The sequence below is a fragment of the Pseudomonas sp. GM18 genome (assembly GCF_000282195.1).
Classification (GTDB): domain Bacteria; phylum Pseudomonadota; class Gammaproteobacteria; order Pseudomonadales; family Pseudomonadaceae; genus Aquipseudomonas.
The window spans coordinates 38,186-58,968 of the sequence record NZ_AKJT01000046.1; the positions used below are offsets into that span (position 1 = coordinate 38,186).

The window sequence follows — 20,783 nt, forward strand, 5'->3', positions numbered from 1 at the left end:
ATGAGCGTATGATTCGCGACCGTTTGACGATCCCTTCGTCAAACGACCAGATTTCACATCTTCAGGCCAGGGCCTGAACTTGATCACACCGGGAGGTGCCCAGATGAGTATCAACGACCAGAAAGACGACCAGGAAATCGGCCCAGCAGGCGAAAAACTGCAGAAAGTCCTCGCCCGTATCGGCGTCGGCTCGCGCCGTGACGTAGAGGCCTGGATCAGCCACGGCCGCATCAAGGTCAATGGCAAAGACGCCACCCTCGGCCTGCGCGTCGATCTGCATGACGCCATCACCATCGATGGCAAGGTGATCAAGCGCGAAGAAGCCGCCGAGTCGGTACGCCGCGTGATCATGTACAACAAACCCGACGGTGAAATCTGCACCCGTGACGACCCTGAAGGCCGTCCGACCGTGTTCGACAAGATGCCGCGCCCGAAAGAAGGTCGCTGGATCAACATCGGTCGTCTGGACATCAACACCACAGGTCTGCTGATGTTCACCACCGACGGTGAGCTGGCCAACCGCCTGATGCACCCATCCTACGAAATGGACCGTGAGTACGCGGTACGTGTACGTGGTGAAGTCGACGACGAGATGATCGAGCGTCTGAAGGCAGGCGTGGTGCTCGAAGACGGCCCGGCCAAATTCACTGACATCAAGCAGGCGCCAGGTGGTGAAGGTTTCAACCACTGGTACCACTGCGTGGTGATGGAAGGTCGTAACCGCGAAGTTCGTCGTCTGTGGGAATCCCAGGGCCTGGTGGTCAGCCGTCTGAAGCGTGTGCGTTTCGGTCCGGTGTTCCTCAACTCCGACCTGCCGATGGGTCGCTGGCGCGAAATGAGCCAGCACGAAGTCGACATTCTGAGTGCTGAAGTCGGCCTGACGCCGGTGGCGATGCCGCAAATGAATGCCAAGAGCAAAGACAAGCTCGAGCGTATGCAGCGCAAATCGTCCCGCCCGGTGGGCAAGACCGAACGCGTACGGACCCTGCGTCCAGCCGCTGGCGCTCCAGCTACCGGTCCGCGTCCATCTCGCGAGCCGCAGATCGAAGGCGAGCGTCCGGCCCGCAAGCCAGCGCCACGCCAGGACGGCGAGCACGGTCCACGCACGCCACGTCCGGCCAACGGTCGTACTGAGCGTGGCGAAGGCCGTGGCGCTCCGTCCGGTGGTCGTAGCGATCGTGGTGCGCCTGCCGGCCGTGGTACGCCGGTGGCAGACCGCCCGGCCGACACCAAGCGCCCGGCCAAGCCGGCGCCGAAGAAACGCCCAGGCATCGTGCTGGTCGACAAGGACGCGCCATCGGGCAAGCGCCGCGGCGCACCTGCAGGCTCCGGCCAGCGTCCGGGCTTCGGTCGTCGCAAGCCTGAGTAATCGGTAAGCGCCCCATGAAAAACGCCATCCCTCGGGATGGCGTTTTTTTTTGGCTGATCGTTCCCACGCTCTGCGTGGGAATGCAGCCCGTGACGCTCCGCGTCACCTTGCAAGAGCGGACGCAGAGCGTCCATGTATGCATTCCCACGCAGAGCGTGGGAACGATCAAACACCATCAATCCCGCTTAAAACACAAACCGCCCATCAAACACCGGCTCATCATCCAGCGCCAACACGCCGCCAGAGAAGATCAGGTCCAGATGATGGCTGCCCTTGGCGCCTCCGCCCAACCCCAAGTGCAAACCGCAATGGCGCTCTTCGAACCCGGCATTGCGCGCATACAACTCTTTCACGCCTTCGTTGGTACCGATCCCCAACTCTTCGATGCGTCGATTGGACGGATTGGCGTCCAGGTATTTGTTGAAGTCATGTTCCAGTCCCGGCACATCAGTGGCGATTTTGCTGATGGTCGAGTTCTCGATCCACAGCTCCAGCGGTGATTCGAGTACGCCGTACTTGCGGGCAAACGGAATCGTGCTGAGGAACGTCCCCATAAACTTCACCCGGCCATTAATCGCCTCGCTATGGGTGGCAATCTCGCCGGGTGCCAGATCGAAGTTGCCGACACCATTGATATCGGTCCACTTCTTGATACTGCTCAACGGTGTTTCGAACCACGAGCCATGATCATCTTTGAAACTTAAAGTGGTGGCCTGGGACATGCGCTGGATCAAGTGGCTGTTCAACCCGGCAATCCGCTGCGGGGTGACACTGAACGTGTCGTAGAAGTAATCGCCGTAATCCTTGAACAGCAGCGACTTCTTCCAGTTTTCCGCCATCACGCCTTGCAGCGCGCGGACAAAGTCCGGGCCGTCGGGACGCGGGTTGGGCAAGGTGGAAGAGTCGTAGAAGAAAATGTACAGATCGCTGTCGGCAATCGCCTGGGTCAGCAATTCGGTGGGTTCGAGGTCCAGACGCACTGCGCTGAAGCTGAACCGTGGGCTGTTGCCGGCCTGTTCGGCGATGGCGCCGGTCAGCACCTCGTAATCAGCGGTATGGCCGAGCAAGACCTTCGCCGGGTTGATGCCGGCAACGGCAGGGTGATGTTCGAGGTAGTAAAGGAAATGCGAGATGGCACGCTGCTTATCCATGGAGTCCTCCCTGACAAACCTGGTAAGTGGCGGGCACGACCGGCCGGATCATGCCCGCCGGGATGTCTTACAGAGGCCACATCGCCGTGCCGAACGGAACAACCGCGTCGGCTTGCATCATTTCAACGGCGGCTTCATGGGTCGGTGCTTCAAACCAATCGTCCAGTTGCAGTTCAGTGTCCAAGTCTTTGTCCAGTGCTTGCATGGTGAATCTCCTAGATGCTTTCTTCAGTAAGAACAGCTTTGGTAAGAACAGCGGCGCGTTTTTCATTCATTGAAGAGCGCGTCAACTTGCTGGTCGATGCGGCTCGGCAAGTCGCTGAAAACCTAGTTCACAGGTTTTTTAAATGCAAAAAAATAATTAAACAATTTTCATTTGAACTAATTATTCCATTTTATAAGAAGTAAATTTCCTAATGAAAAACAGAAAACTAAGTCGGAAAACTCCTTAGGAAGCTTCCTATCGTCAATTTACAGTCGGCGGGTCTCTGGATCTGATTTGGAAAACTTGCGTTACGCACTGTAAACAAAACCTTACGAAAAGCGCGCCCAAGCCCCGTGGAATGCCACTGAGGAAAGGGCTGTAAGGAAAACCTGCCGTCCGCCGCCGCGATGGCGCTGTTCAAGGGCTCTGGCACGCTTGTCTCAGCCTCGTTTGAAAGGTGAGATGAGCCCCATGCCTGTCGTGCAGGTGAATAACAAGAAGGAGGCGCAATGAACGCCGTGACCCATCTCCATCTCTCCCCAAAGGGCGATTTTTCCGCTGCCCCCGTCGATGACCTGCAAAGATCTGACTCAATTTTTGCAGCCGCCCGAAACCCTCGAGGCAGACGCACGCAACCCCGGCAACCGACGCGCTGATCCCAGTGGCGTCTGGCAGCAGGGGGTTACAGGTGTACAATGCGCCGCGTTTTAACTGTGACCCTCTGCGCAACAGCGCAAACCTCAAGGCTATCCGCCTTGTTCACTCCGCCGCGTCACGAGCGCGTCGGGTTCGATTTCGTCACAGATAAAAACAAACAGGTGACGCATGACTGTCGTAAAAACGCTGAACTCCTGGTGCCTGCGCTGGGGTTTGATCGGCGCTGCTTGAAATCGCAACCGAGCAGCAACGTCTACTGAACATCATCAAACCTTGCGTGAGACCCTTTTCATGAGTGGACAAAACTCGCATTCAGGTACGCTTAAACGCGGCCTGAAAAATCGCCATATTCAACTGATCGCCCTCGGTGGCGCGATCGGTACCGGGTTGTTTCTCGGCTCGGCCGGCGTGCTCAAATCCGCCGGCCCGTCGATGATTCTCGGCTACGCCATTTGCGGCTTCATCGCCTTCATGATCATGCGCCAACTGGGCGAAATGATCGTCGAAGAGCCGGTAGCCGGTTCCTTCAGCCACTTCGCACACAAATACTGGGGCGGTTTTGCCGGTTTCCTGTCGGGCTGGAACTGTTGGATTCTGTACATTCTGGTGGGCATGTCGGAGCTGACCGCGGTCGGCAAATACATTCACTACTGGGCGCCAGATATCCCGACCTGGGTCTCGGCTGCCGCGTTCTTCGTGCTGATCAATGCGATCAACCTGGCCAACGTCAAAGTATTCGGCGAGGCCGAGTTCTGGTTCGCGATCATCAAGGTCGTGGCGATCGTCGGCATGATTGCTTTGGGCAGCTACCTGCTGGTCAGCGGCCACGGCGGCCCGCAAGCCTCGGTGACCAACCTGTGGTCCCACGGCGGTTTCTTCCCGAACGGTGTCAGCGGTCTGGTGATGGCCATGGCGATCATCATGTTCTCCTTCGGCGGCCTGGAAATGCTCGGTTTCACCGCTGCTGAAGCCGACAAGCCGAAAACCGTGATCCCGAAAGCCATCAACCAGGTGATCTACCGGATCCTGATTTTCTACATCGGTGCGCTGGTGGTCCTGTTGTCGCTGACCCCTTGGGACAGCCTGCTGACGACACTGAACGCGTCTGGCGATGCCTATAGCGGCAGCCCGTTCGTGCAAGTGTTCTCGATGCTCGGCAGCAACACCGCCGCGCACATCCTCAACTTTGTGGTCCTGACCGCGGCGCTGTCGGTGTACAACAGCGGTACTTACTGCAACAGCCGCATGCTGCTGGGCATGGCCGAGCAGGGCGATGCGCCGAAAGCCTTGTCGAAGATCGACAAGCGTGGCGTGCCGGTACGTTCGATCCTGGCGTCGGCCGCTGTGACGTTGATCGCGGTGTTGCTGAACTACCTGATCCCGCAAAACGCGCTGGAACTGTTGATGTCGTTGGTGGTTGCCACCCTGGTGATCAACTGGGCGATGATCAGCTTCTCGCACTTCAAGTTCCGCCAGCACATGAACAAGACCAAGCAGACGCCGCTGTTCAAGGCCCTGTGGTACCCGTACGGCAACTACATCTGCCTGGCGTTCGTGGTGTTCATCCTCGGCGTGATGCTGCTGATCCCGGGCATCCAGGTCTCGGTGTATGCGATTCCGGTGTGGGTCGCGTTCATGTGGATCTGCTACGGCATCAAGAACAAGCGCAGCGCCCAGCAGGCGTTGCAGGTTGCTGTGAAATAACGCAGCGCGCAGAAACGAAAAACCCGGCCAAGTGCCGGGTTTTTTGTGGGCGATGCAAAACCCTGTAGGAGCGAGCGGTGCGGCGATCCGACTTGCCCGCGAAGAAGACACCGCGGTTAATCAGACAATCCGCGTTATCGTTCTTCGCGGGCAAGCCTCGCTCCCACAGGGTATTCTGGCGGTCCTGATACCGGACCTTTTTTCCATGCTGGTGATTTCCAACAACGTGCATCTGCCGGATGCCGAGATCGAGTTGACGGCCATTCGCGCCCAGGGCGCCGGTGGGCAGAACGTCAACAAGGTCTCCAGTGCCGTGCACCTGCGCTTCGACATTCCGGCCTCGTCCTTGCCTGAGTTCTACAAAGAACGGCTGCTGGCATTGCGCGACAGTCGCATCACCAGCGAAGGGGTGTTGATCATCAAGGCCCAGCAATACCGCACGCAGGAGCAGAACCGTGCCGATGCGCTGGAGCGTCTGACCGAGTTGATCCTCAGCGCTACCAAGGTGGAAAAGAAACGCCGCCCGACCAAGCCAACTCTTGGCTCGAAAAAGCGTCGGCTCGAATCCAAGACCAAGCGCGGCAGCATCAAGGCCGGGCGTGGCAAGGTGGATTTCTAGCGGGCTTCACGCTCTTCCCGGTGCTTTTCATTAAGGTGCTTTGGCGCCTGCCGGTACAAGTAAACGCTCAGCATCAATCCGCTCAAAGCGGCGAGGGCGGCGAACAGGAAGATCGAGGCAAACCCGAATCCAGCCGCTATCGCACCCGCCAGCGGTCCGGTAATCCCCAGCGACAAATCGATAAACAGCGAATAGGCCCCAACTGCTGCGCCACGGCTGGAGGCTGGTACCAGATTGACCGCTTCCACGCCCAGGGCCGGGAACACCAGCGAGAAACCGAAGCCGCTCAGCGCGGCACCGGCCAGTGCCCAATGGGCATCCGGCGCCAGCCACAGCAGCAATAGCCCGAGGGTTTCCACCGAGAGGCAGGCAATCGCCACGCGAAAGCCGCCGAGGCGGTTGATCAGGTTGCCGAACAGCAATCGCGCGCCAATGAAACTGGCGCCGAACAAACTCAGGGACAGCACCGCGTTGGACCAATGCTGAGTGGCGTAATACAGAGTGATAAAGGTCGCGATGGTGCCAAAGCCAATGGAGCCCAGTGCCAGGCCGCAGCCATGAGGAAACACCCGTCCCAGCACATGCATGAACGGCAAACGTTCACCGGCGACAATCGGCGCCGCGGTTTTCGGCCAGGCCAGTGCCACGCCCAGCACGGCCAGCAGCACGATGCTCACGCCCATGCTCCACAAACCCAATTGACTCACCAGCAGCACTCCCAGCGGTGCGCCGACCGCTAACGCGCCGTAACTGGCGATGCCGTTCCAGGAGATGACCTTGGCGGTGTTCGCCGCGCCGACCCGGCCAATGCCCCAGCCGATCGACCCGGAGCCGACCAGGCTTTCTGCGCTGCCGAGTATCAGGCGGCCAATCAACAGGCTGATCAAACTCAGTATCGGCAGGCTTTGCGTCCAGGCCGAAATCAGCATGAACACACCGCTCAAACCACAGCCGGCGAGTCCATACATCACCGCCAGTTTGCTGCCCTTGTTGTCGATGATACGCCCGGCGTAAGGCCGGCTGAGCAGAGTGGCCAGGTATTGCACGCTGATCACCAGCCCGGCGATCACCGCGCCGAAGCCGAGGTCGCTGTGGACGTAGCCCGGCAATACGGCCAGGGGAATACCGATATTGAGGTAACCGATGAAAGTGAACAGGACGATGGAAACGACTTGCAGCGTGACCGCCAGGGGGCGCTGGGTTTCAGACATGGGTAAAAGGTCCACGGGGCAGCAGGATAGATAGGCTGCTTATGATAGCGGCGTGGACGGTCGCGGGGCGTGAAAAAGTAAAACTATTTGCCGAACGGGATGAGTCAGGATTTTGCGGGGGCGACCAGTTGCGTCGTGACCAGGGCGGCCAGGGCATTTTCTTCGCTGCCGAAGCGGGCCAGCAGGGCGGCTTGTTTCTCGGGGGAAAGACGGTTCCAGATCTCGATCATCTTCTCGGCGGTGCCGATCAGGACGCTGGCCTGGGCTTCAGTGAAATCATCGCTCATGGTGCGGGCTCGCGGTTCAGGCAGTGTGGAAAGCGCATGTTAGCGCTTTCCACACGGTCTGGCATTGCAGGTGTATCAGTCTTCTCTGTCGGCCTGGCGGCGTTCAGGTGCTTCTTTCGGCTCGGGCTGTTGGGCGCCGGCTTGTTGCGTGGTTGTCTGCTCAGTTTCGTGCAGGCTTGGGAAGGGGAGATTAGGGATCTCGTGCATGTTTCGCGCTCCTCGCTAAGTCTGTTGATAGATCTGGTAGATCCGCGCTTTTAAAAAAGCCTGGGCAGGATACAGCAGGAAAAATGACAAATAGACTTTATATCCATTTGTTTCGACGGATGGGATTGTCTAGACATGTGTGTGTAGGAACGGGTTGATTGATCGTTCCCACGCTCTGCGTGGGAGCGCAGTCCGGGACGCTCCGCGTCCCAACAGCGGACGCAGAGCGTCCAATGAGGCATTCCCACGCAGAGCGTGGGAACGAACAGAGGGAAGGGTTACTTGCAGACGTCAGCTATAGCCTCAGCCAGCAGATCCAGGCGCGTCGCATCAATCCCCGCTACGTTCGCCCGGCCCGAGTTGACCATGTACACACTGTGATGCTCGCGCAGTTGCTTGACCTGCTCCGGCGACAAACCGGTGTAGGAAAACATCCCGCGTTGCACGCCGATGTGCGCAAACCGCTCACGCAAGCCATGGGGTTCGAGCGCTTCGACCAGACCATTGCGCAGCTGGGCGATGCGCAAACGCATGGCTTCCACTTCGTCGGCCCAGCGGCTTTTCAGATCCGGATCGCCAAGGATGGTCGCGACCACGGCAGCACCATGATCCGGCGGTGTCGACCACAGGTTGCGGGCGATGTTGGCCAGTTGGCTGCGGATGTCCACCAGCTTGTCGGCGGTTTGCGCGCAGACAATCAGCGCGCCGGTGCGGTCGCGGTACAGGCCGAAGTTCTTCGAGCAGGAACTGGTGATCAGCACTTCCGGCAACTCGGCCGCGAACAGCCGGGTCGACCAGGCATCCTGCTCCAGGCCGTCGCCGAAGCCCTGGTAGGCGAAGTCGATCAGCGGCAGCAAGTCGCGACTGTGCACCACGTCCAGCACCCGGCGCCAATCGTCATGGGACAGGTCGAAACCGGTCGGGTTGTGGCAGCAGGCGTGCAGCAGCACCACATCGCCCTTCGGTGCTTGATTGAGCACCGCGAGCATTGCTTCCACATCAAGACGGTTATCGCTGCCCACGTACGGGTAGTGACTGACCTTGACCCCGGCCGTCGCGAAAATGGTTTCGTGGATCGGCCAGGTCGGGCTGCTCAGCCACACGCCACGGCCCGGCAGGCACTGGGCGATGAAGTCGGCGCTCAGGCGCAGCGCGCCGGTGCCGCCCGGTGTTTGGGTGGCGCCGGCCCGTTGCTCGGCGATCAGCGCCGAATCGGCACCCAGCACAAGCTCGTTGATGACTTTGCCGAACGCCGCATCGCCGTGGCCGCCGATGTAGGTCTTGGTGGCCTGGCGATCCACCAGCCGCTGCTCCGCAAGTTTCACCGCTTCAAGGATTGGCGTCAGGCCCTGGGCGTCTTTGTAGACACCCACGCCAAGGTCGAACTTGCGCGGGTTGGGGTCCTGCGCATAGGCCTCCATCAGGCCGAGAATCGGGTCGCCGGGTACTCGGCCGATGGCGTCGAAATGCATTATTTGCGGCCCTCGGCATCTTTGGCCACTTCGTCAGTGCGCGCGGCCATGATGAAGTCGTTGCGGTGCAGGCCCTTGATGGAGTGGCTCCACCAGGTCACGGTGACTTTGCCCCACTCGGTCAGCAGGCCCGGGTGGTGACCTTCGGCCTCGGAGATTTCGCCAACGGCGTTGGTGAACGCCAGCGCGTGCTTGAAGTTCTTGAACAGGAAAACTTTTTCCAGCTGCATCACGCTGTCGCGCACTTCGATGTTCCAGTCAGGGATCTGCTTGATCAGGATCGGCAGTTCTTCGTCGCTGACCTGAGGGGCATCGGCGCGGCAGGCTTCGCAATGGGCTTGGTTCAATGTGGACATGATGGGTTCCTGAAATCGAATTATTGGAAATCGGCCGTCAGTGTCACCACGCTAAACCAAAGCGGTGGTTCCTGACAGGCTCACTTGATGCCAAAAGGTGCGGGTCACGCAGCTTTTGGCGGAAATTTCGGTGCGTGCAACCCAAGCTGCATGCCTTGTTTGACCATGCCCATGATGTCTTCGTGGGCCAGATCGAACAGGCGCTTGAGGTTTGGCAGGACAAAGTACAGCGGTTGCAGAATGTCGATACGGTACGGCGTACGCATGCATTCCAGCGGGTCGAAGGCCTGATGCTCAGGTGCGTCCGACAGGGAGTAAACGGTTTCTTTCGGCGAGGACAGAATGCCGCCGCCATAGATGCGCAGGCCTTGCGGCGTGTCGACCAGGCCGAATTCGATGGTCATCCAGTACAGACGCGCCAGGTACACGCGTTCTTCCTTGGAAGCCTTTAGGCCGAGTTTGCCGTAGGTGTGGGTGAATTCGGCGAACCAGGGGTTGGTCAGCAGCGGGCAGTGGCCGAAGATCTCGTGGAAGATGTCTGGCTCTTGCAGGTAATCCAGCTCTTCGCGGGTACGAATAAAGGTCGCCACCGGAAACTGCTTGTTCGCCAGCAATTCGAAAAAGGTCTGGAAGGGAATCAACGCGGGCACTCGGGCAACTTGCCAGCCGGTGGTTTCACCGAGGACTTTGTTGATTTCGCCGAGTTGCGGAATGCGGTCGTGGGGCAGACCGAGTTTTTCGATACCGTCCAGGTATTCCTGGCACGCACGACCCTCGACCACTTTCAGTTGGCGAGTGATCAGCGTATTCCACACCGCGTGTTCTTCAGCGGGGTAGTCGATAAAACCTTGCGCATCGGGCTCACGAGCCACGTATTGCGTCTGCTTCATACTGCTCTCCTGCTAGGGGATACGTTCTTGTTTTATGTCCTTCTCTGGAATTAGAGATACGCCAAGGTGTGCGACTTTGCAGCAGGTGATCTGCACGGTAAGTAGGAAAAGTCCGCGTTTTTTGTAAAGTATTCGTTACGGATTGGCTATTGTGGCGCAAGTATTGATATTTCCATGTTTGAAATGGATCACAGGTGTCACATAATCTTGACGACTAACTTGGCGTTCGCGCAGAAATTTTCTTGCGTCGGGCCTCGATCACCCCAGTTGCGGGCCTTTATATGCGTATCAAAGTCCACTGCCAGAACCGCATCGGTATCCTGCGCGACATTCTCAACTTGCTGGTCGAGTACGGGATCAACGTCGCTCGCGGCGAGGTGGGCGGTGAGCATGGCAATGCGATCTATCTGCACTGCCCGAACCTGATCAACATTCAGTTCCAGGCGTTGCGGCCGAAGTTCGAGGCGATTGGCGGGGTATTCGGCGTCAAGCGTGTAGGGCTGATGCCCAGCGAGCGTCGGCACATGGAACTCAATGCCTTGCTCGGTGCCCTGGAGTTTCCGGTGCTGTCGATCGACATGGGCGGCTCCATCGTCGCGGCCAACCGTGCGGCGGCGCAGTTGCTCGGGGTGCGGGTGGATGAGGTGCCGGGGATTCCGCTGTCGCGGTACGCCGAGGACTTCGACTTGCCGGAACTGGTGCGCGCCAACAAGTCGCGGATCAACGGCTTGCGGGTCAAGGTCAAGGGTGATGTGTTCCTCGCCGACATCGCGCCGCTGCAATCGGAGCATGACGAAAGCGAGGCCATGGCCGGGGCGGTGTTGACGCTGCACCGGGCGGATCGGGTGGGGGAGCGCATCTATAACGTGCGCAAGCAGGAGTTGCGTGGCTTCGACAGCATTTTCCAAAGTTCGAAAGTGATGGCAGCGGTGGTTCGCGAAGCGCGGCGCATGGCACCGCTGGATGCGCCGCTATTGATAGAAGGCGAAACCGGCACCGGCAAAGAGCTGTTGGCGCGGGCCTGTCACTTGGCGAGCCCGCGTGGCCAGTCACCGCTGATGGCACTCAACTGCGCCGGTCTGCCGGAGTCCATGGCCGAGACCGAATTGTTCGGTTATGGCCCCGGCGCCTTCGAAGGGGCGCGGGCCGAAGGCAAGCTCGGGCTGTTGGAGTTGACGGCGGGTGGTACGTTGTTTCTCGATGGTGTCGGCGAAATGAGCCCGCGCTTGCAGGTGAAATTGCTGCGCTTTTTGCAGGACGGTTGCTTCCGTCGTGTCGGCAGCGATGAAGAGGTCTATCTGGATGTGCGGGTGATTTGCGCGACTCAGGTGGACTTGTCCGAGCTGTGTGCTCGCGGTGAGTTTCGCCAGGATTTGTACCACCGTTTGAACGTGCTCTCGCTGCACATCCCGCCACTGCGCGAATGCCTCGACGGACTGGCGCCGCTGGTGGAGCACTTCCTCGATCAGGCCAGTCGACAGATCGGTTGCCCGCTGCCGAAACTGGCACCGGCGGCGATGGAACGGCTCAGTCACTATCACTGGCCGGGCAATGTGCGGCAGTTGGAAAACGTACTGTTTCAGGCGGTTTCCCTGTGCGAGGGCGGCACCGTCAAAGCCGAGCACATTCGTCTGCCGGACTACGGCGTGCGTCAGCCGCTTGGCGATTTCTCCCTCGAGGGCGGGCTGGACGAAATTGTCGGGCGCTTTGAGAAAGCGGTGCTGGAGCGTTTGTATTCCGAGTATCCGAGCAGTCGGCAACTGGGCAAGCGGTTGGGGGTTTCCCATACCACCATTGCCAACAAGTTGCGTGAGTATGAAGTCGGCAAAGAGCCCGGCTGATCTGATCGTTCCCACGCTCTGCGTGGGAATGCAGCCCGGGACGCTCTGCGTCCCAAGAGCGGACGCGGAGCGTCCATTGAGGCGTTCCCACGCGGAGCGTGGGAACGATCAGCGTCCAGGCTGATCCTTGCCTCTTGGCGGCATAACACCGCCGGTTTTTCGTCTTCGATACATTCCCCCAATCCCCTCTAAACCCCTCAAGTCCTTTGTTTGCCGGGCCCGGCGCCGCCAGAAAAAAGTTGGTCTGCAAATTGCTTATGGCTCAGCAGTACAGCGGTGGGCGGCAAACGTCCGGCATGCAGAGGAAAGAGTGTGGACAAGTACCTTTATGTGGCAATGACCGGCGCCAGCCAGAATGCACTGGCGCAGAAGGCTCATGCCAACAACCTGGCGAACATCTCTACCAATGGTTTTCAGAAGGACCTGGAACAGGCCCGTTCGATGCCGGTGTTTGGTGACAGCTTTCCGGCGCGTGCGTTTGCCATGAGCGAACGTCCGGCCACCGACTTCTCTCCTGGCGCGCTGGTGGAAACCGGTCGCGACCTTGATGTCGCGGTGCAAGGCAACGGCTGGATCGCCGTGCAGAACCCCAATGGCGGTGAAAGCTACGTGCGCACCGGCAGCCTGAACGTTGACGCGCTGGGCGTGCTGCGCGCCGGCAACGGCATGCCGGTGATGGGCAATGGCGGGCCGATTGCCGTGCCGCCCGAGCAGCAGATCGAAGTCGGCGAAGACGGCACCGTCAGCATCCGCGCGATGGGCGAAGGCCCGCGTGTGATGGCCGAAGTCGACCGCATCAAGCTGGTCAACCCGGACTTCAAGAACATGACCAAAGGCCTGGACGGTTCGATCAACACCAAGGACGGCAAGCCGGCGCAAGCCGATGCCGGCGTCAAACTGGTGTCCGGGTTCCTCGAGTCGAGCAACGTCAATGCCGTGGAAGAAATGACTTCGGTACTGGCGCTGGCCAAGCAGTTCGAGCTGCACATCAAGATGATGAACACCGCCAAAGACGATGACCAGGCCATGGCTCGGGTCTTGCAGATCAGCTAATTATCAGAACGTCGCGCCGTAAAACAGGCGCACGAGGAGAATCGAATGCTTCCGGCTCTATGGGTTGCCAAAACAGGTCTGTCCGCCCAGGATACTAACCTCACCACCATTTCCAACAACCTGGCGAACGTATCGACCACGGGTTTCAAGCGTGATCGCGCCGAGTTCCAGGACTTGCTGTATCAGATCAAACGCCAGCCAGGCGCCCAGTCGACCCAGGACAGCGAACTGCCGTCGGGTCTGCAAGTGGGTACCGGTGTGCGCATCGTCGGCACCCAGAAAAACTTCACCGCCGGCAGCCTGCAAACCACCGAGCAGCCGTTGGACATGGCCATCGACGGTCGCGGTTTCTTCCAGATCCTGCAGCCCGATGGCACGACGTCCTACACCCGTGACGGTACCTTCCACCTGGATTCCAACGGGCAGATCGTCAACGCCAGCGGCTTCGCCCTGGAGCCGGCCATTGTCATTCCGAACAACGCCCAGACGTTCACCGTTGGCCGTGACGGCACCGTGTCCATCACTGTTGCCGGCAGCCCGGCCGCCCAAGTGATCGGCAACCTGCAAACCGCCGACTTCATCAACCCGGCCGGTCTGCAAGCGGTGGGTAACAACCTGTTCCTGGAAACCGCTGCCAGTGGTGCGCCGCAAGTCGGCACCCCGGGCCTGGCCGGTTTCGGCACCACGCTGCAGAACACTCTGGAAACGTCCAACGTCAGCACCGTTGAAGAGATGGTCAACATGATCACCACTCAGCGCGCCTACGAGATGAACTCCAAAGTGATCTCCACCGCCGACCAGATGCTCTCGTTCGTAACGCAGAATCTGTAATCAAGTCTATGAGGCGGCCATGAGGTCGCCTGCAACACCGTGAGGTAGGGTCATGAATCGCTTTGTATCTGTTCTGGCACTGAGTGGGGTCGCCGCGCTGGCGGGGTGCGTCGGTCCGACGCCCAAGCCCAATGACCCTTACTACGCCCCGGTGTTGCCGCGCACGCCGCTGCCGGCTGCCGCCAATAACGGCTCGATCTACCAGGCCGGTTTCGAACAGAACCTGTACAGCGACCGCAAGGCGTTCCGGGTGGGTGACATCATCACCATCACCCTGAACGAGCGCACCCAGGCGAGCAAGAACGCCAACTCGCAGATCGACAAGACCAGCGACACCAGCGTCGGCCTGACCTCGTTGTTCGGCTCCAGCCTGACCACCAACAACCCGATCGGTGGCAACGACTTGAGCCTGAACGCCGGCTACAAAGCTGATCGCGCAAGCAAAGGCGACAGCAAGACCGGCCAAAGCAACAGCCTGACCGGTTCGATCACTGTGACCGTTGCCGATGTGTTGCCCAACGGCATCATCGCTGTGCGCGGCGAGAAGTGGCTGACCCTCAACACCGGTGACGAACTGGTACGGATTGCCGGCCTCGTTCGCGCCGATGACATCGCCACCGATAACACCGTGTCGTCGACCCGCGTCGCCGATGCACGTATCACCTATTCGGGCACCGGTGCGTTTGCCGATGCGAGTCAGCCAGGCTGGTTCGACCGTTTCTTCCTCAGCCCGCTGTTCCCTTTCTAGGTGGCTACGTTGAATCTGAAAAGCCTTATGGTGGGCGCCCTGTTGCTGTGCGCGGCCTTCGATGCTCAAGCCGAACGGCTGAAAGACATCGCCAGTATTTCCGGCGTGCGTTCCAACCAATTGATTGGCTATGGCCTGGTGGTCGGGCTTAACGGCACTGGCGATCAGACGACCCAGACCCCGTTCACTCTGCAGACCTTCAACAACATGCTCTCGCAGTTCGGCATCAAGGTGCCGGCAGGTTCCGGTAACGTGCAATTGAAGAACGTCGCGGCCGTGTCGATCAGCGCCGATTTGCCAGCTTTCGCCAAGCCGGGTCAGCAGATCGATATCACCGTAGCGTCCATCGGTAACTCCAAGAGCCTGCGCGGCGGCACCTTGCTGTTGACGCCGCTCAAAGGTATCGATGGCAACGTCTACGCCGTCGCTCAGGGCAACCTGGTGGTCGGCGGTTTCGATGCCGAAGGTCGTGACGGTTCCAAGATTACCGTCAACGTTCCGTCGGCCGGTCGTATCCCCGGTGGTGCGTCGGTCGAGCGTGCAGTGCCAAGCGGCTTCAATCAGGGCAACAGCCTGACACTGAACCTCAACCGTTCGGACTTCACCACGGCCAAGCGCATCGTCGACAAGATCAACGACATGCTTGGCCCTGGCGTCGCTCAGGCTATCGACGGTGGCTCGATCCGCGTGACCGCTCCACTCGATCCGAGCCAGCGGGTCGACTATTTGTCGATCCTCGAAAACCTCGAAGTCGATCCGGGTCAGGCGGTGGCGAAAGTCATCATCAATTCGCGCACCGGCACCATCGTGATCGGCCAGAACGTCAAGGTTTCCCCGGCCGCCGTGACCCACGGCAGCCTGACCGTGACCATCACCGAAGACCCGATCGTCAGCCAGCCCGGCCCTCTGTCCAACGGGCAGACGGCGGTCGTGCCGCGCTCGCGGGTCAACGCTCAGCAAGAAGCCAAGCCGATGTTCAAGTTCGGCCCGGGCACCACCCTCGACGAGATCGTTCGTGCGGTGAACCAGGTCGGCGCGGCGCCGGGTGACTTGATGGCGATCCTTGAAGCGCTGAAACAGGCCGGCGCGTTGCAAGCCGACCTGATCGTGATCTGAGGACGGCGATCATGGATATGCGCAAAAGTGGTCTGGTCAGCAGCAGCGATTCGGGTTCCTACTCGGACCTGAATCGTTTGAATCAGCTCAAGGTCGGCGACAAGAACAGCGATGCGAACATGCGCAAAGTGGCGCAGGAATTCGAGTCGCTGTTCCTCGGTGAAATGCTCAAGTCCATGCGCTCGGCCACCGAAGCGCTGGGCCAGGACAATCCGCTCAACACGCCGGCGGCCAAGCAATACCAGGAAATGTACGACCAGCAGTTGGCCGTTTCCCTGTCCCGCGAGGGCGGCGGTATTGGCCTGGCTGATGTGCTGATGCGCCAGATGTCGAAGAACAAACCGCTGGCGCCGGGTGAGGCCGCTGCCGCGTCTGCTGCCAAGCAAGCCGCCGCGAGCGCCGCCGTGGAAACACCGATTGCCGCCGGTACGGTCGCCACCAATGGGCCGCTGTCGCGCCTCAACGGTGAGCGCCCGTTGTGGGCTTCACGCGCGGTGAAGACGCCGGCAGGCGCGGGCGAGGGTACACACCGCAACGACATGGCGCTGATCAATCAGCGGCGTCTGGCGCTGCCACCGAAACTGGCCGACCGTTTGCTCGCAGGGTTGGTGCCGTCAGCATCGACCACGGCGACAACCGCCACCGCAACGCCGAACAAAATCCAGGTGCCGCCGAGCACCACGACCGGTTCCGGCCCGCTGTACAACGGCGACTGGCTGGCTTCGCAAACGGATACGACCTCCAGCGGGCGCCTGCAGATTTATGGTCGTGCCATGGCTCAAATTCCCCTGGCGCCGGCGAAAAAAGCCTTCAGTTCCGCCGACGAATTCGTCAATACCATGCTGCCGATGGCCAAAGAAGCCGCCGACCGTATTGGTGTCGATCCGCGTTATCTGGTGGCTCAGGCCGCCCTGGAAACCGGTTGGGGCAAATCGGTCATGCGCGCCCAGGATGGCAGCAGTAGCCACAACCTGTTCGGGATCAAGGCCAGCGGTAACTGGAAGGGCGATTCGGCGCGGGCGATCACCAGCGAATTCAGAAATGGCGAGATGGTCAAGGAGACGGCCGAGTTCCGTTCCTACGCCTCTTACAAGGACAGCTTCCATGACCTTGTGACGCTGCTGCAAAGCAACAATCGCTATCAAGATGTGCTGAAGTCGGCCGATAACCCAGAACAGTTTGTACGCGAGTTGCAAAAAGCCGGGTATGCAACCGACCCGGATTACGCAAGCAAGATTTCGCAGATAGCCAAGCAGATGACGAGTTACCAAAACTACGCTGCAGCGGGCGCTTCCACTACGCCTTTATAGGCACAAGGCATAAGGTTTGAATCATGAGTTTGCTCAACATCGGGATGTCGGGTTTATCCGCTGGCCAAAGCGCGTTGATGGTTACCGGTAACAACATTGCCAACGCCGACACCGCAGGCTACTCGCGTCAGCAAACCGTGCAGGGCAGCAAGGCCTCGAATCAGTTCGGCAATGTCTACATCGGCACGGGTACGACCCTGGCTGATGTGCGTCGGGTGTACAACAGCTACCTCGATGCGCAACTGCAAACCACTACCTCGCTCAACAGCGACTCGGCGGCCTACGCCGGGCAGATCAGCCCGCTCGATGCGTTGCTGTCGGACAGCGGCACCGGCCTCAACGGCGCCCTGACCAAGTTCTTCGCCTCGGTACAGAACGTCAACGCCAAACCGGGCGACGATGCTTCCCGCCAACTGCTGCTCAGCGATGCGCAAGCCCTGAGCAATCGTTTCAACTCGATCTCCAGTCAGTTGACCACGCAGAACGCGAACATCAACGGCAACCTGGCGGACATGGCCGATCAGGTCAACAAACTGGCGACCACCGTGGCCCAGTTGAACCAGAAGATCTCCGAAGTTTCCAACGCCGGCGGCCAGCCCAACGACTTGCTCGACGCGCGCAACGAGACCGTACGCCAGTTGTCCACCTTCACCGGTGCGCAAGTGCTCGAGCGTGACGGTAACCTCGACATTTACCTGGGCAGCGGTCAGCCGCTGGTCATGGGCAGCACCGCCAGCAAGCTGGAAGTGGTGCCGAGCAAAGAAGACCCATCGCGTTCGGCCATTCAGCTCAATCGCGGTTCGAGCACCATCGACATCACCTCGGTAATGACCGGTGGTGAAATGGGCGGCTTGCTGCGTTATCGCAGCACCGTGCTGGACCCGGCCATGAACGAGCTGGGGCGTGTGGCGCTGGTTGTCGCCGATCAGATGAACACTGTCCAGGCCCAGGGCATCGACAAGAACGGTGACTTCGGTTCGAACCTGTTCAACAGCATCAACACTGCCGCGCAAATGGCTCAGCGCAGCGTTGCCACGGTCGGCAATAGCGCCGGCTCAGGCAACTTCGACGTGAGCATCGAGGACAGCGGCAAGCTGACCATCAACGATTACAAGGTCACCTTCACCAGCGCCACCAACTACACCGTGCAGCGTCTGCCTGAAGGCACCGCCATGGGCGCGTTCAGCACGCTGACCACGCCACCGCCGGTGATCGATGGTTTCTCCATGACACTTTCCGGTGGCACCGCAGCCGCCGGCGACACGTTCAAGATCACCCCGACCCGCAACGCGGCGACCAACATCAAGACCGAGATGACCGACTCCAAGCGTCTGGCCATCGCGGCACCGTTGGGCGCGGCAATTGCTGCGGGCGGCAGCGGAACATTGACGATTCCGGCCAGCGGCCAACCGACCTTGACCACGAAGTTCGATATCTACGACACGGCGACCACCACCACGATCCAGAACGGCCTGAAGACGTCGACGCCGGTCAAAATCGTATTTGGTGCGGCCGGTGGTACGACTCAGACTTTCCAAATGCTCGACGCCCAAGGCAACTCGCTCAGCAGCGGCACCATCGTGCCGGGCCAGAACAATACGCTGAGCCTGACCATTCCACTGGTCGACGCCACCGGTGCCGCGATCAATGATCCGGGACCGCCCATCGTGCAGCGCACTGTGTCGTTTGACATGACCGTGGCTGGTTCGCCAGCCAACGGCACCGCGATCAACGTATCGCTCAGCCAGCCGGGTTCGCTGGATAACCGTAACGGCACCACACTGGCTGCCTTGCAGACCAAGCAGACTGTGGACACCGGTTCGGCCAGCAACGGTATTTCCCTGAACGACGCCTACGGCAAGCTGGTCTCGGGCGTTGGCGCCAAGGCCGCGCAAGGCAAGCTCGACAGCGCTGCCACTGAAGCGATTCTGGCCAACGCCAAGGGCGCTCGCGATTCCTTGTCCGGTGTCGACCTCGATGAGGAAACCGGCAACCTGGTCAAGTACCAGCAGTACTACACCGCGTCTTCGCAGATCATCAAGGCTGCGCAGGAAATCTTCAGCACACTGATCAACAGTCTTTAAGGAGTCGTAGCCCATGCGCATTTCTACCGCCCAGTTTTACGAGTCCTCTGCTGCCAACTATCAGAAGAACTTTTCCAACGTGGTCAAGAGCAGTGAAGAGGCCAGCAGCCTGGTTCGCGTGAATACCGCGGCCGATGATCCGGTCGGCGCTTCGCGTCTGCTGCAATTGGGTCAGCAGGCTTCGATGCTTGATCAGTATTCGGCCAACATGACCACCATCAAAGGCACCCTCGGCCAGACCGAAGCGGTGATGACCAGTATCGGCAACGTGCTGCAGCGTGCCAAAGAGCTGGCGCTGGGCGCTGGCAACGCTGGCTATACCGATGCCGACCGACAGGCCAACGCTTCCGAACTGGGGCAGATCGAAGAACAACTGCTCAGCCTGATGAACACCAAGGATGAAAACGGCAAGTACATTTTCTCCGGATCCAAGGGCGATGTGGTGCCGTTCTCCCGCAACACCGATGGCAGCTACACCTACAACGGTGATCAGGTCACGCTGGATCTGCCAATCGGCGATACCCAGTCGATGGCCACCAACAGCACCGGTTGGGACGTGTTCCAGCAGGCGATCAACACTACCCGGACCCAGACCACGCTCACCGCGCCTGCGGTCGATGACGGTCGTGTGGTGCTGTCCAACGGTCAGGTCGAATCCGATGTCACCTACAACGCCAAGTTCCGCAGCGGCGAGCCTTACACCGTGAGTTTCGTCAGCGGTACGCAGCTGCAAATTACGGACTCGTTGGGTAATGATGTCACCGCCGAGGCCAGTCAGAACGGCGTGTTCAGTTCCACCAGTGGTGCGGCCACACAGACTGTCAGTTTCCGTGGCCTTGATCTGAACTTGAACATCAACCTGCAAGCGGGGGATGTCCCGGGAACCGTGATCACCGGGCACAGCTTCACGCTGGCAGCCAAGCCGGACAGCTTCAACACTTCGCGCAGCCCGGGCAACCCGTCGACCGCGCTGGTCACCGGCGCCTCTGTGACCAACAGCACCAACTACCACGCCAGCTTCCCGGGCGGCGGGGCGATTCTCAAGTTCACCAGTGCCACGAACTTCGAACTCTATGCCGCGCCATTGACCGCCAACAGTAAACCGGTGTCCACCGGTACCATGGCCGGTACGACCGCGACAGCATCGGGTGTCTCGTTCACCGTGGCCGGTACGCCGGGTGCAGGCGATCAGTTCTCGGTGGCGGTCAACACGCACCAGACCCAAAACATTCTGGACACCGTCAGCCAGCTGAAAACAGCGCTGTCGACGCCAACCAATAATAATCCGATTGCCGTTCAGCAAATGAACGCTGCAGTCACTGCCGGTATCGGCAACCTGTCCAGCGGCATGGACCAACTGGCCTCCGGTATCAGTTCTGTAGGCGGTCGCGGTGCGTCATTGGATACCCAGACTGATATCAACCAGAGTCTGGCACTCGCCAACACCCAGACCCAATCGGCCATTCGCGATTCCGATCCGGCTGAGGTAATGACCCGCCTGACTCTGCAGCAGACCATGCTGCAAGCTTCGCAACTGGCGTTCAGCAAGATCGCTCAGTTGGGGCTGTTCAACAAAGTCTGAGTCAGGGCCTTCGCGATGATCTCGCGAAGGCTTGCGACTGCCGAGTGCAAACCGTCTTTATTCAGCGGTTCGGGGAGTTTCACTTCGTTG

At 59.8% G+C, this 20,783-nt stretch carries 19 protein-coding genes; 11 read left to right on the forward strand and 8 right to left on the reverse strand.

The genetic code is table 11. The features are described from left to right. Positions 1 to 103: 103 nt before the first annotated feature. Entirely contained in the window at positions 104 to 1,369 is a 1,266-nt protein-coding gene (rluB, locus tag PMI21_RS13915; protein WP_007938533.1) for a 23S rRNA pseudouridine(2605) synthase RluB, read from the forward strand. A 185-nt stretch (positions 1,370 to 1,554) separates the two neighbouring features. Here rluB and PMI21_RS13910 read toward each other — a convergent pair whose 3' ends face one another. Further along, on the reverse strand, positions 1,555 to 2,520 hold the full coding sequence (locus PMI21_RS13910) for a hypothetical protein (RefSeq protein ID WP_007938534.1): 966 nt from the start codon (positions 2,518 to 2,520) through the stop codon (positions 1,555 to 1,557). Between the two features lie 67 nt (positions 2,521 to 2,587). After that, complete coding sequence (locus PMI21_RS29700) at positions 2,588 to 2,725, reverse strand: hypothetical protein (protein ID WP_007938535.1); 138 nt, start codon at positions 2,723 to 2,725, stop codon at positions 2,588 to 2,590. Between the two features lie 948 nt (positions 2,726 to 3,673). On the opposite strand from PMI21_RS29700, the gene PMI21_RS13900 reads away from it, so the two are divergent. After that, positions 3,674 to 5,086: an amino acid permease gene (locus tag PMI21_RS13900; RefSeq protein WP_007938536.1), complete on the forward strand. Its 1,413-nt coding sequence runs from the start codon at positions 3,674 to 3,676 to the stop codon at positions 5,084 to 5,086. A 205-nt stretch (positions 5,087 to 5,291) separates the two neighbouring features. After that, positions 5,292 to 5,705, forward strand: a complete 414-nt coding sequence (gene arfB, locus PMI21_RS13895) for an alternative ribosome rescue aminoacyl-tRNA hydrolase ArfB (protein ID WP_007938537.1) — start codon at positions 5,292 to 5,294, stop codon at positions 5,703 to 5,705. On the opposite strand, the gene PMI21_RS13890 is transcribed toward arfB, so the two are convergent. The 6 genes from PMI21_RS13890 to phhA form a co-directional block, all read right to left on the reverse strand. Then, positions 5,702 to 6,916 carry an MFS transporter gene (locus tag PMI21_RS13890; RefSeq protein ID WP_007938538.1) on the reverse strand — a complete coding sequence of 405 codons (1,215 nt, stop codon included), beginning with the start codon at positions 6,914 to 6,916 and terminating at the stop codon, positions 5,702 to 5,704. The genes arfB and PMI21_RS13890 overlap by 4 nt on opposite strands. 104 nt (positions 6,917 to 7,020) lie before the next feature. Further along, complete coding sequence (locus tag PMI21_RS13885) at positions 7,021 to 7,203, reverse strand: hypothetical protein (RefSeq protein ID WP_007938541.1); 183 nt, start codon at positions 7,201 to 7,203, stop codon at positions 7,021 to 7,023. A 75-nt stretch (positions 7,204 to 7,278) separates the two neighbouring features. Continuing rightward, the gene (locus PMI21_RS30010) at positions 7,279 to 7,410 is read right to left on the reverse strand and encodes a hypothetical protein (protein WP_007938543.1); all 132 of its coding nucleotides are present in this window, start codon (positions 7,408 to 7,410) and stop codon (positions 7,279 to 7,281) included. Between the two features lie 278 nt (positions 7,411 to 7,688). Further along, positions 7,689 to 8,882: an amino acid aminotransferase gene (locus PMI21_RS13880; protein ID WP_007938545.1), complete on the reverse strand. Its 1,194-nt coding sequence runs from the start codon at positions 8,880 to 8,882 to the stop codon at positions 7,689 to 7,691. Further along, positions 8,882 to 9,238 (reverse strand): 4a-hydroxytetrahydrobiopterin dehydratase, encoded by a 357-nt coding sequence (locus PMI21_RS13875; RefSeq protein WP_007938547.1) that lies wholly within the window; start codon positions 9,236 to 9,238, stop codon positions 8,882 to 8,884. The genes PMI21_RS13880 and PMI21_RS13875 overlap by 1 nt, the downstream gene beginning before the upstream one ends. Positions 9,239 to 9,342: 104 nt before the next feature. Beyond that, positions 9,343 to 10,128 carry a phenylalanine 4-monooxygenase gene (phhA, locus tag PMI21_RS13870; RefSeq protein WP_007938549.1) on the reverse strand — a complete coding sequence of 262 codons (786 nt, stop codon included), beginning with the start codon at positions 10,126 to 10,128 and terminating at the stop codon, positions 9,343 to 9,345. A gap of 281 nt (positions 10,129 to 10,409) precedes the next feature. Between phhA and PMI21_RS13865 the strand changes: the two genes are divergently transcribed. The 8 genes from PMI21_RS13865 to PMI21_RS13830 all read left to right on the forward strand — a co-directional run bounded on the left by PMI21_RS13865 (position 10,410) and on the right by PMI21_RS13830 (position 20,693). Next, on the forward strand, positions 10,410 to 11,969 hold the full coding sequence (locus PMI21_RS13865; RefSeq protein WP_007938551.1) for a sigma-54-dependent phenylalanine hydroxylase transcriptional regulator PhhR: 1,560 nt from the start codon (positions 10,410 to 10,412) through the stop codon (positions 11,967 to 11,969). A 312-nt stretch (positions 11,970 to 12,281) separates the two neighbouring features. Then, positions 12,282 to 13,022, forward strand: a complete 741-nt coding sequence (locus tag PMI21_RS13860; RefSeq protein ID WP_007938557.1) for a flagellar basal body rod protein FlgF — start codon at positions 12,282 to 12,284, stop codon at positions 13,020 to 13,022. A gap of 45 nt (positions 13,023 to 13,067) precedes the next feature. Further along, positions 13,068 to 13,853, forward strand: coding sequence for a flagellar basal-body rod protein FlgG (flgG, locus tag PMI21_RS13855; RefSeq protein ID WP_007938559.1), 786 nt, complete (start codon positions 13,068 to 13,070; stop codon positions 13,851 to 13,853). A 52-nt stretch (positions 13,854 to 13,905) separates the two neighbouring features. Further along, positions 13,906 to 14,601 carry a flagellar basal body L-ring protein FlgH gene (gene flgH, locus PMI21_RS13850; RefSeq protein WP_007938561.1) on the forward strand — a complete coding sequence of 232 codons (696 nt, stop codon included), beginning with the start codon at positions 13,906 to 13,908 and terminating at the stop codon, positions 14,599 to 14,601. A gap of 27 nt (positions 14,602 to 14,628) precedes the next feature. Continuing rightward, entirely contained in the window at positions 14,629 to 15,717 is a 1,089-nt protein-coding gene (locus tag PMI21_RS13845) for a flagellar basal body P-ring protein FlgI (protein WP_033064007.1), read from the forward strand. An 11-nt stretch (positions 15,718 to 15,728) separates the two neighbouring features. Then, positions 15,729 to 17,027, forward strand: a complete 1,299-nt coding sequence (gene flgJ / locus PMI21_RS13840) for a flagellar assembly peptidoglycan hydrolase FlgJ (RefSeq protein WP_007938564.1) — start codon at positions 15,729 to 15,731, stop codon at positions 17,025 to 17,027. Positions 17,028 to 17,050: 23 nt separating this feature from the next. Next, positions 17,051 to 19,111 (forward strand): flagellar hook-associated protein FlgK, encoded by a 2,061-nt coding sequence (flgK, locus tag PMI21_RS13835; protein WP_007938567.1) that lies wholly within the window; start codon positions 17,051 to 17,053, stop codon positions 19,109 to 19,111. A 13-nt stretch (positions 19,112 to 19,124) separates the two neighbouring features. Then, a complete protein-coding gene (locus PMI21_RS13830; protein WP_007938569.1) occupies positions 19,125 to 20,693 on the forward strand; it encodes a flagellar hook-associated protein 3 in 1,569 nt (522 codons plus the stop codon). The last annotated feature ends 90 nt before the right edge of the window (positions 20,694 to 20,783 follow it).

Coding starts and splice junctions, on each gene's coding strand:
- PMI21_RS13865 (WP_007938551.1), top strand. CDS start 10,410: ATGCGTATCAAAGTCCACTGCCAGAACCGCATCGGTATCCTGCGCGAC.
- PMI21_RS13830 (WP_007938569.1), top strand. CDS start 19,125: ATGCGCATTTCTACCGCCCAGTTTTACGAGTCCTCTGCTGCCAACTAT.
- PMI21_RS13875 (WP_007938547.1), bottom strand. CDS start 9,238: ATGTCCACATTGAACCAAGCCCATTGCGAAGCCTGCCGCGCCGATGCC.
- PMI21_RS13890 (WP_007938538.1), bottom strand. CDS start 6,916: ATGTCTGAAACCCAGCGCCCCCTGGCGGTCACGCTGCAAGTCGTTTCC.
- phhA (WP_007938549.1), bottom strand. CDS start 10,128: ATGAAGCAGACGCAATACGTGGCTCGTGAGCCCGATGCGCAAGGTTTT.
- arfB (WP_007938537.1), top strand. CDS start 5,292: ATGCTGGTGATTTCCAACAACGTGCATCTGCCGGATGCCGAGATCGAG.
- PMI21_RS13885 (WP_007938541.1), bottom strand. CDS start 7,203: ATGAGCGATGATTTCACTGAAGCCCAGGCCAGCGTCCTGATCGGCACC.
- PMI21_RS30010 (WP_007938543.1), bottom strand. CDS start 7,410: ATGCACGAGATCCCTAATCTCCCCTTCCCAAGCCTGCACGAAACTGAG.
- flgJ (WP_007938564.1), top strand. CDS start 15,729: ATGGATATGCGCAAAAGTGGTCTGGTCAGCAGCAGCGATTCGGGTTCC.
- PMI21_RS13910 (WP_007938534.1), bottom strand. CDS start 2,520: ATGGATAAGCAGCGTGCCATCTCGCATTTCCTTTACTACCTCGAACAT.
- flgG (WP_007938559.1), top strand. CDS start 13,068: ATGCTTCCGGCTCTATGGGTTGCCAAAACAGGTCTGTCCGCCCAGGAT.
- PMI21_RS29700 (WP_007938535.1), bottom strand. CDS start 2,725: ATGCAAGCACTGGACAAAGACTTGGACACTGAACTGCAACTGGACGAT.
- PMI21_RS13845 (WP_033064007.1), top strand. CDS start 14,629: ATGGTGGGCGCCCTGTTGCTGTGCGCGGCCTTCGATGCTCAAGCCGAA.
- flgK (WP_007938567.1), top strand. CDS start 17,051: ATGAGTTTGCTCAACATCGGGATGTCGGGTTTATCCGCTGGCCAAAGC.
- PMI21_RS13900 (WP_007938536.1), top strand. CDS start 3,674: ATGAGTGGACAAAACTCGCATTCAGGTACGCTTAAACGCGGCCTGAAA.
- rluB (WP_007938533.1), top strand. CDS start 104: ATGAGTATCAACGACCAGAAAGACGACCAGGAAATCGGCCCAGCAGGC.
- PMI21_RS13880 (WP_007938545.1), bottom strand. CDS start 8,882: ATGCATTTCGACGCCATCGGCCGAGTACCCGGCGACCCGATTCTCGGC.
- flgH (WP_007938561.1), top strand. CDS start 13,906: ATGAATCGCTTTGTATCTGTTCTGGCACTGAGTGGGGTCGCCGCGCTG.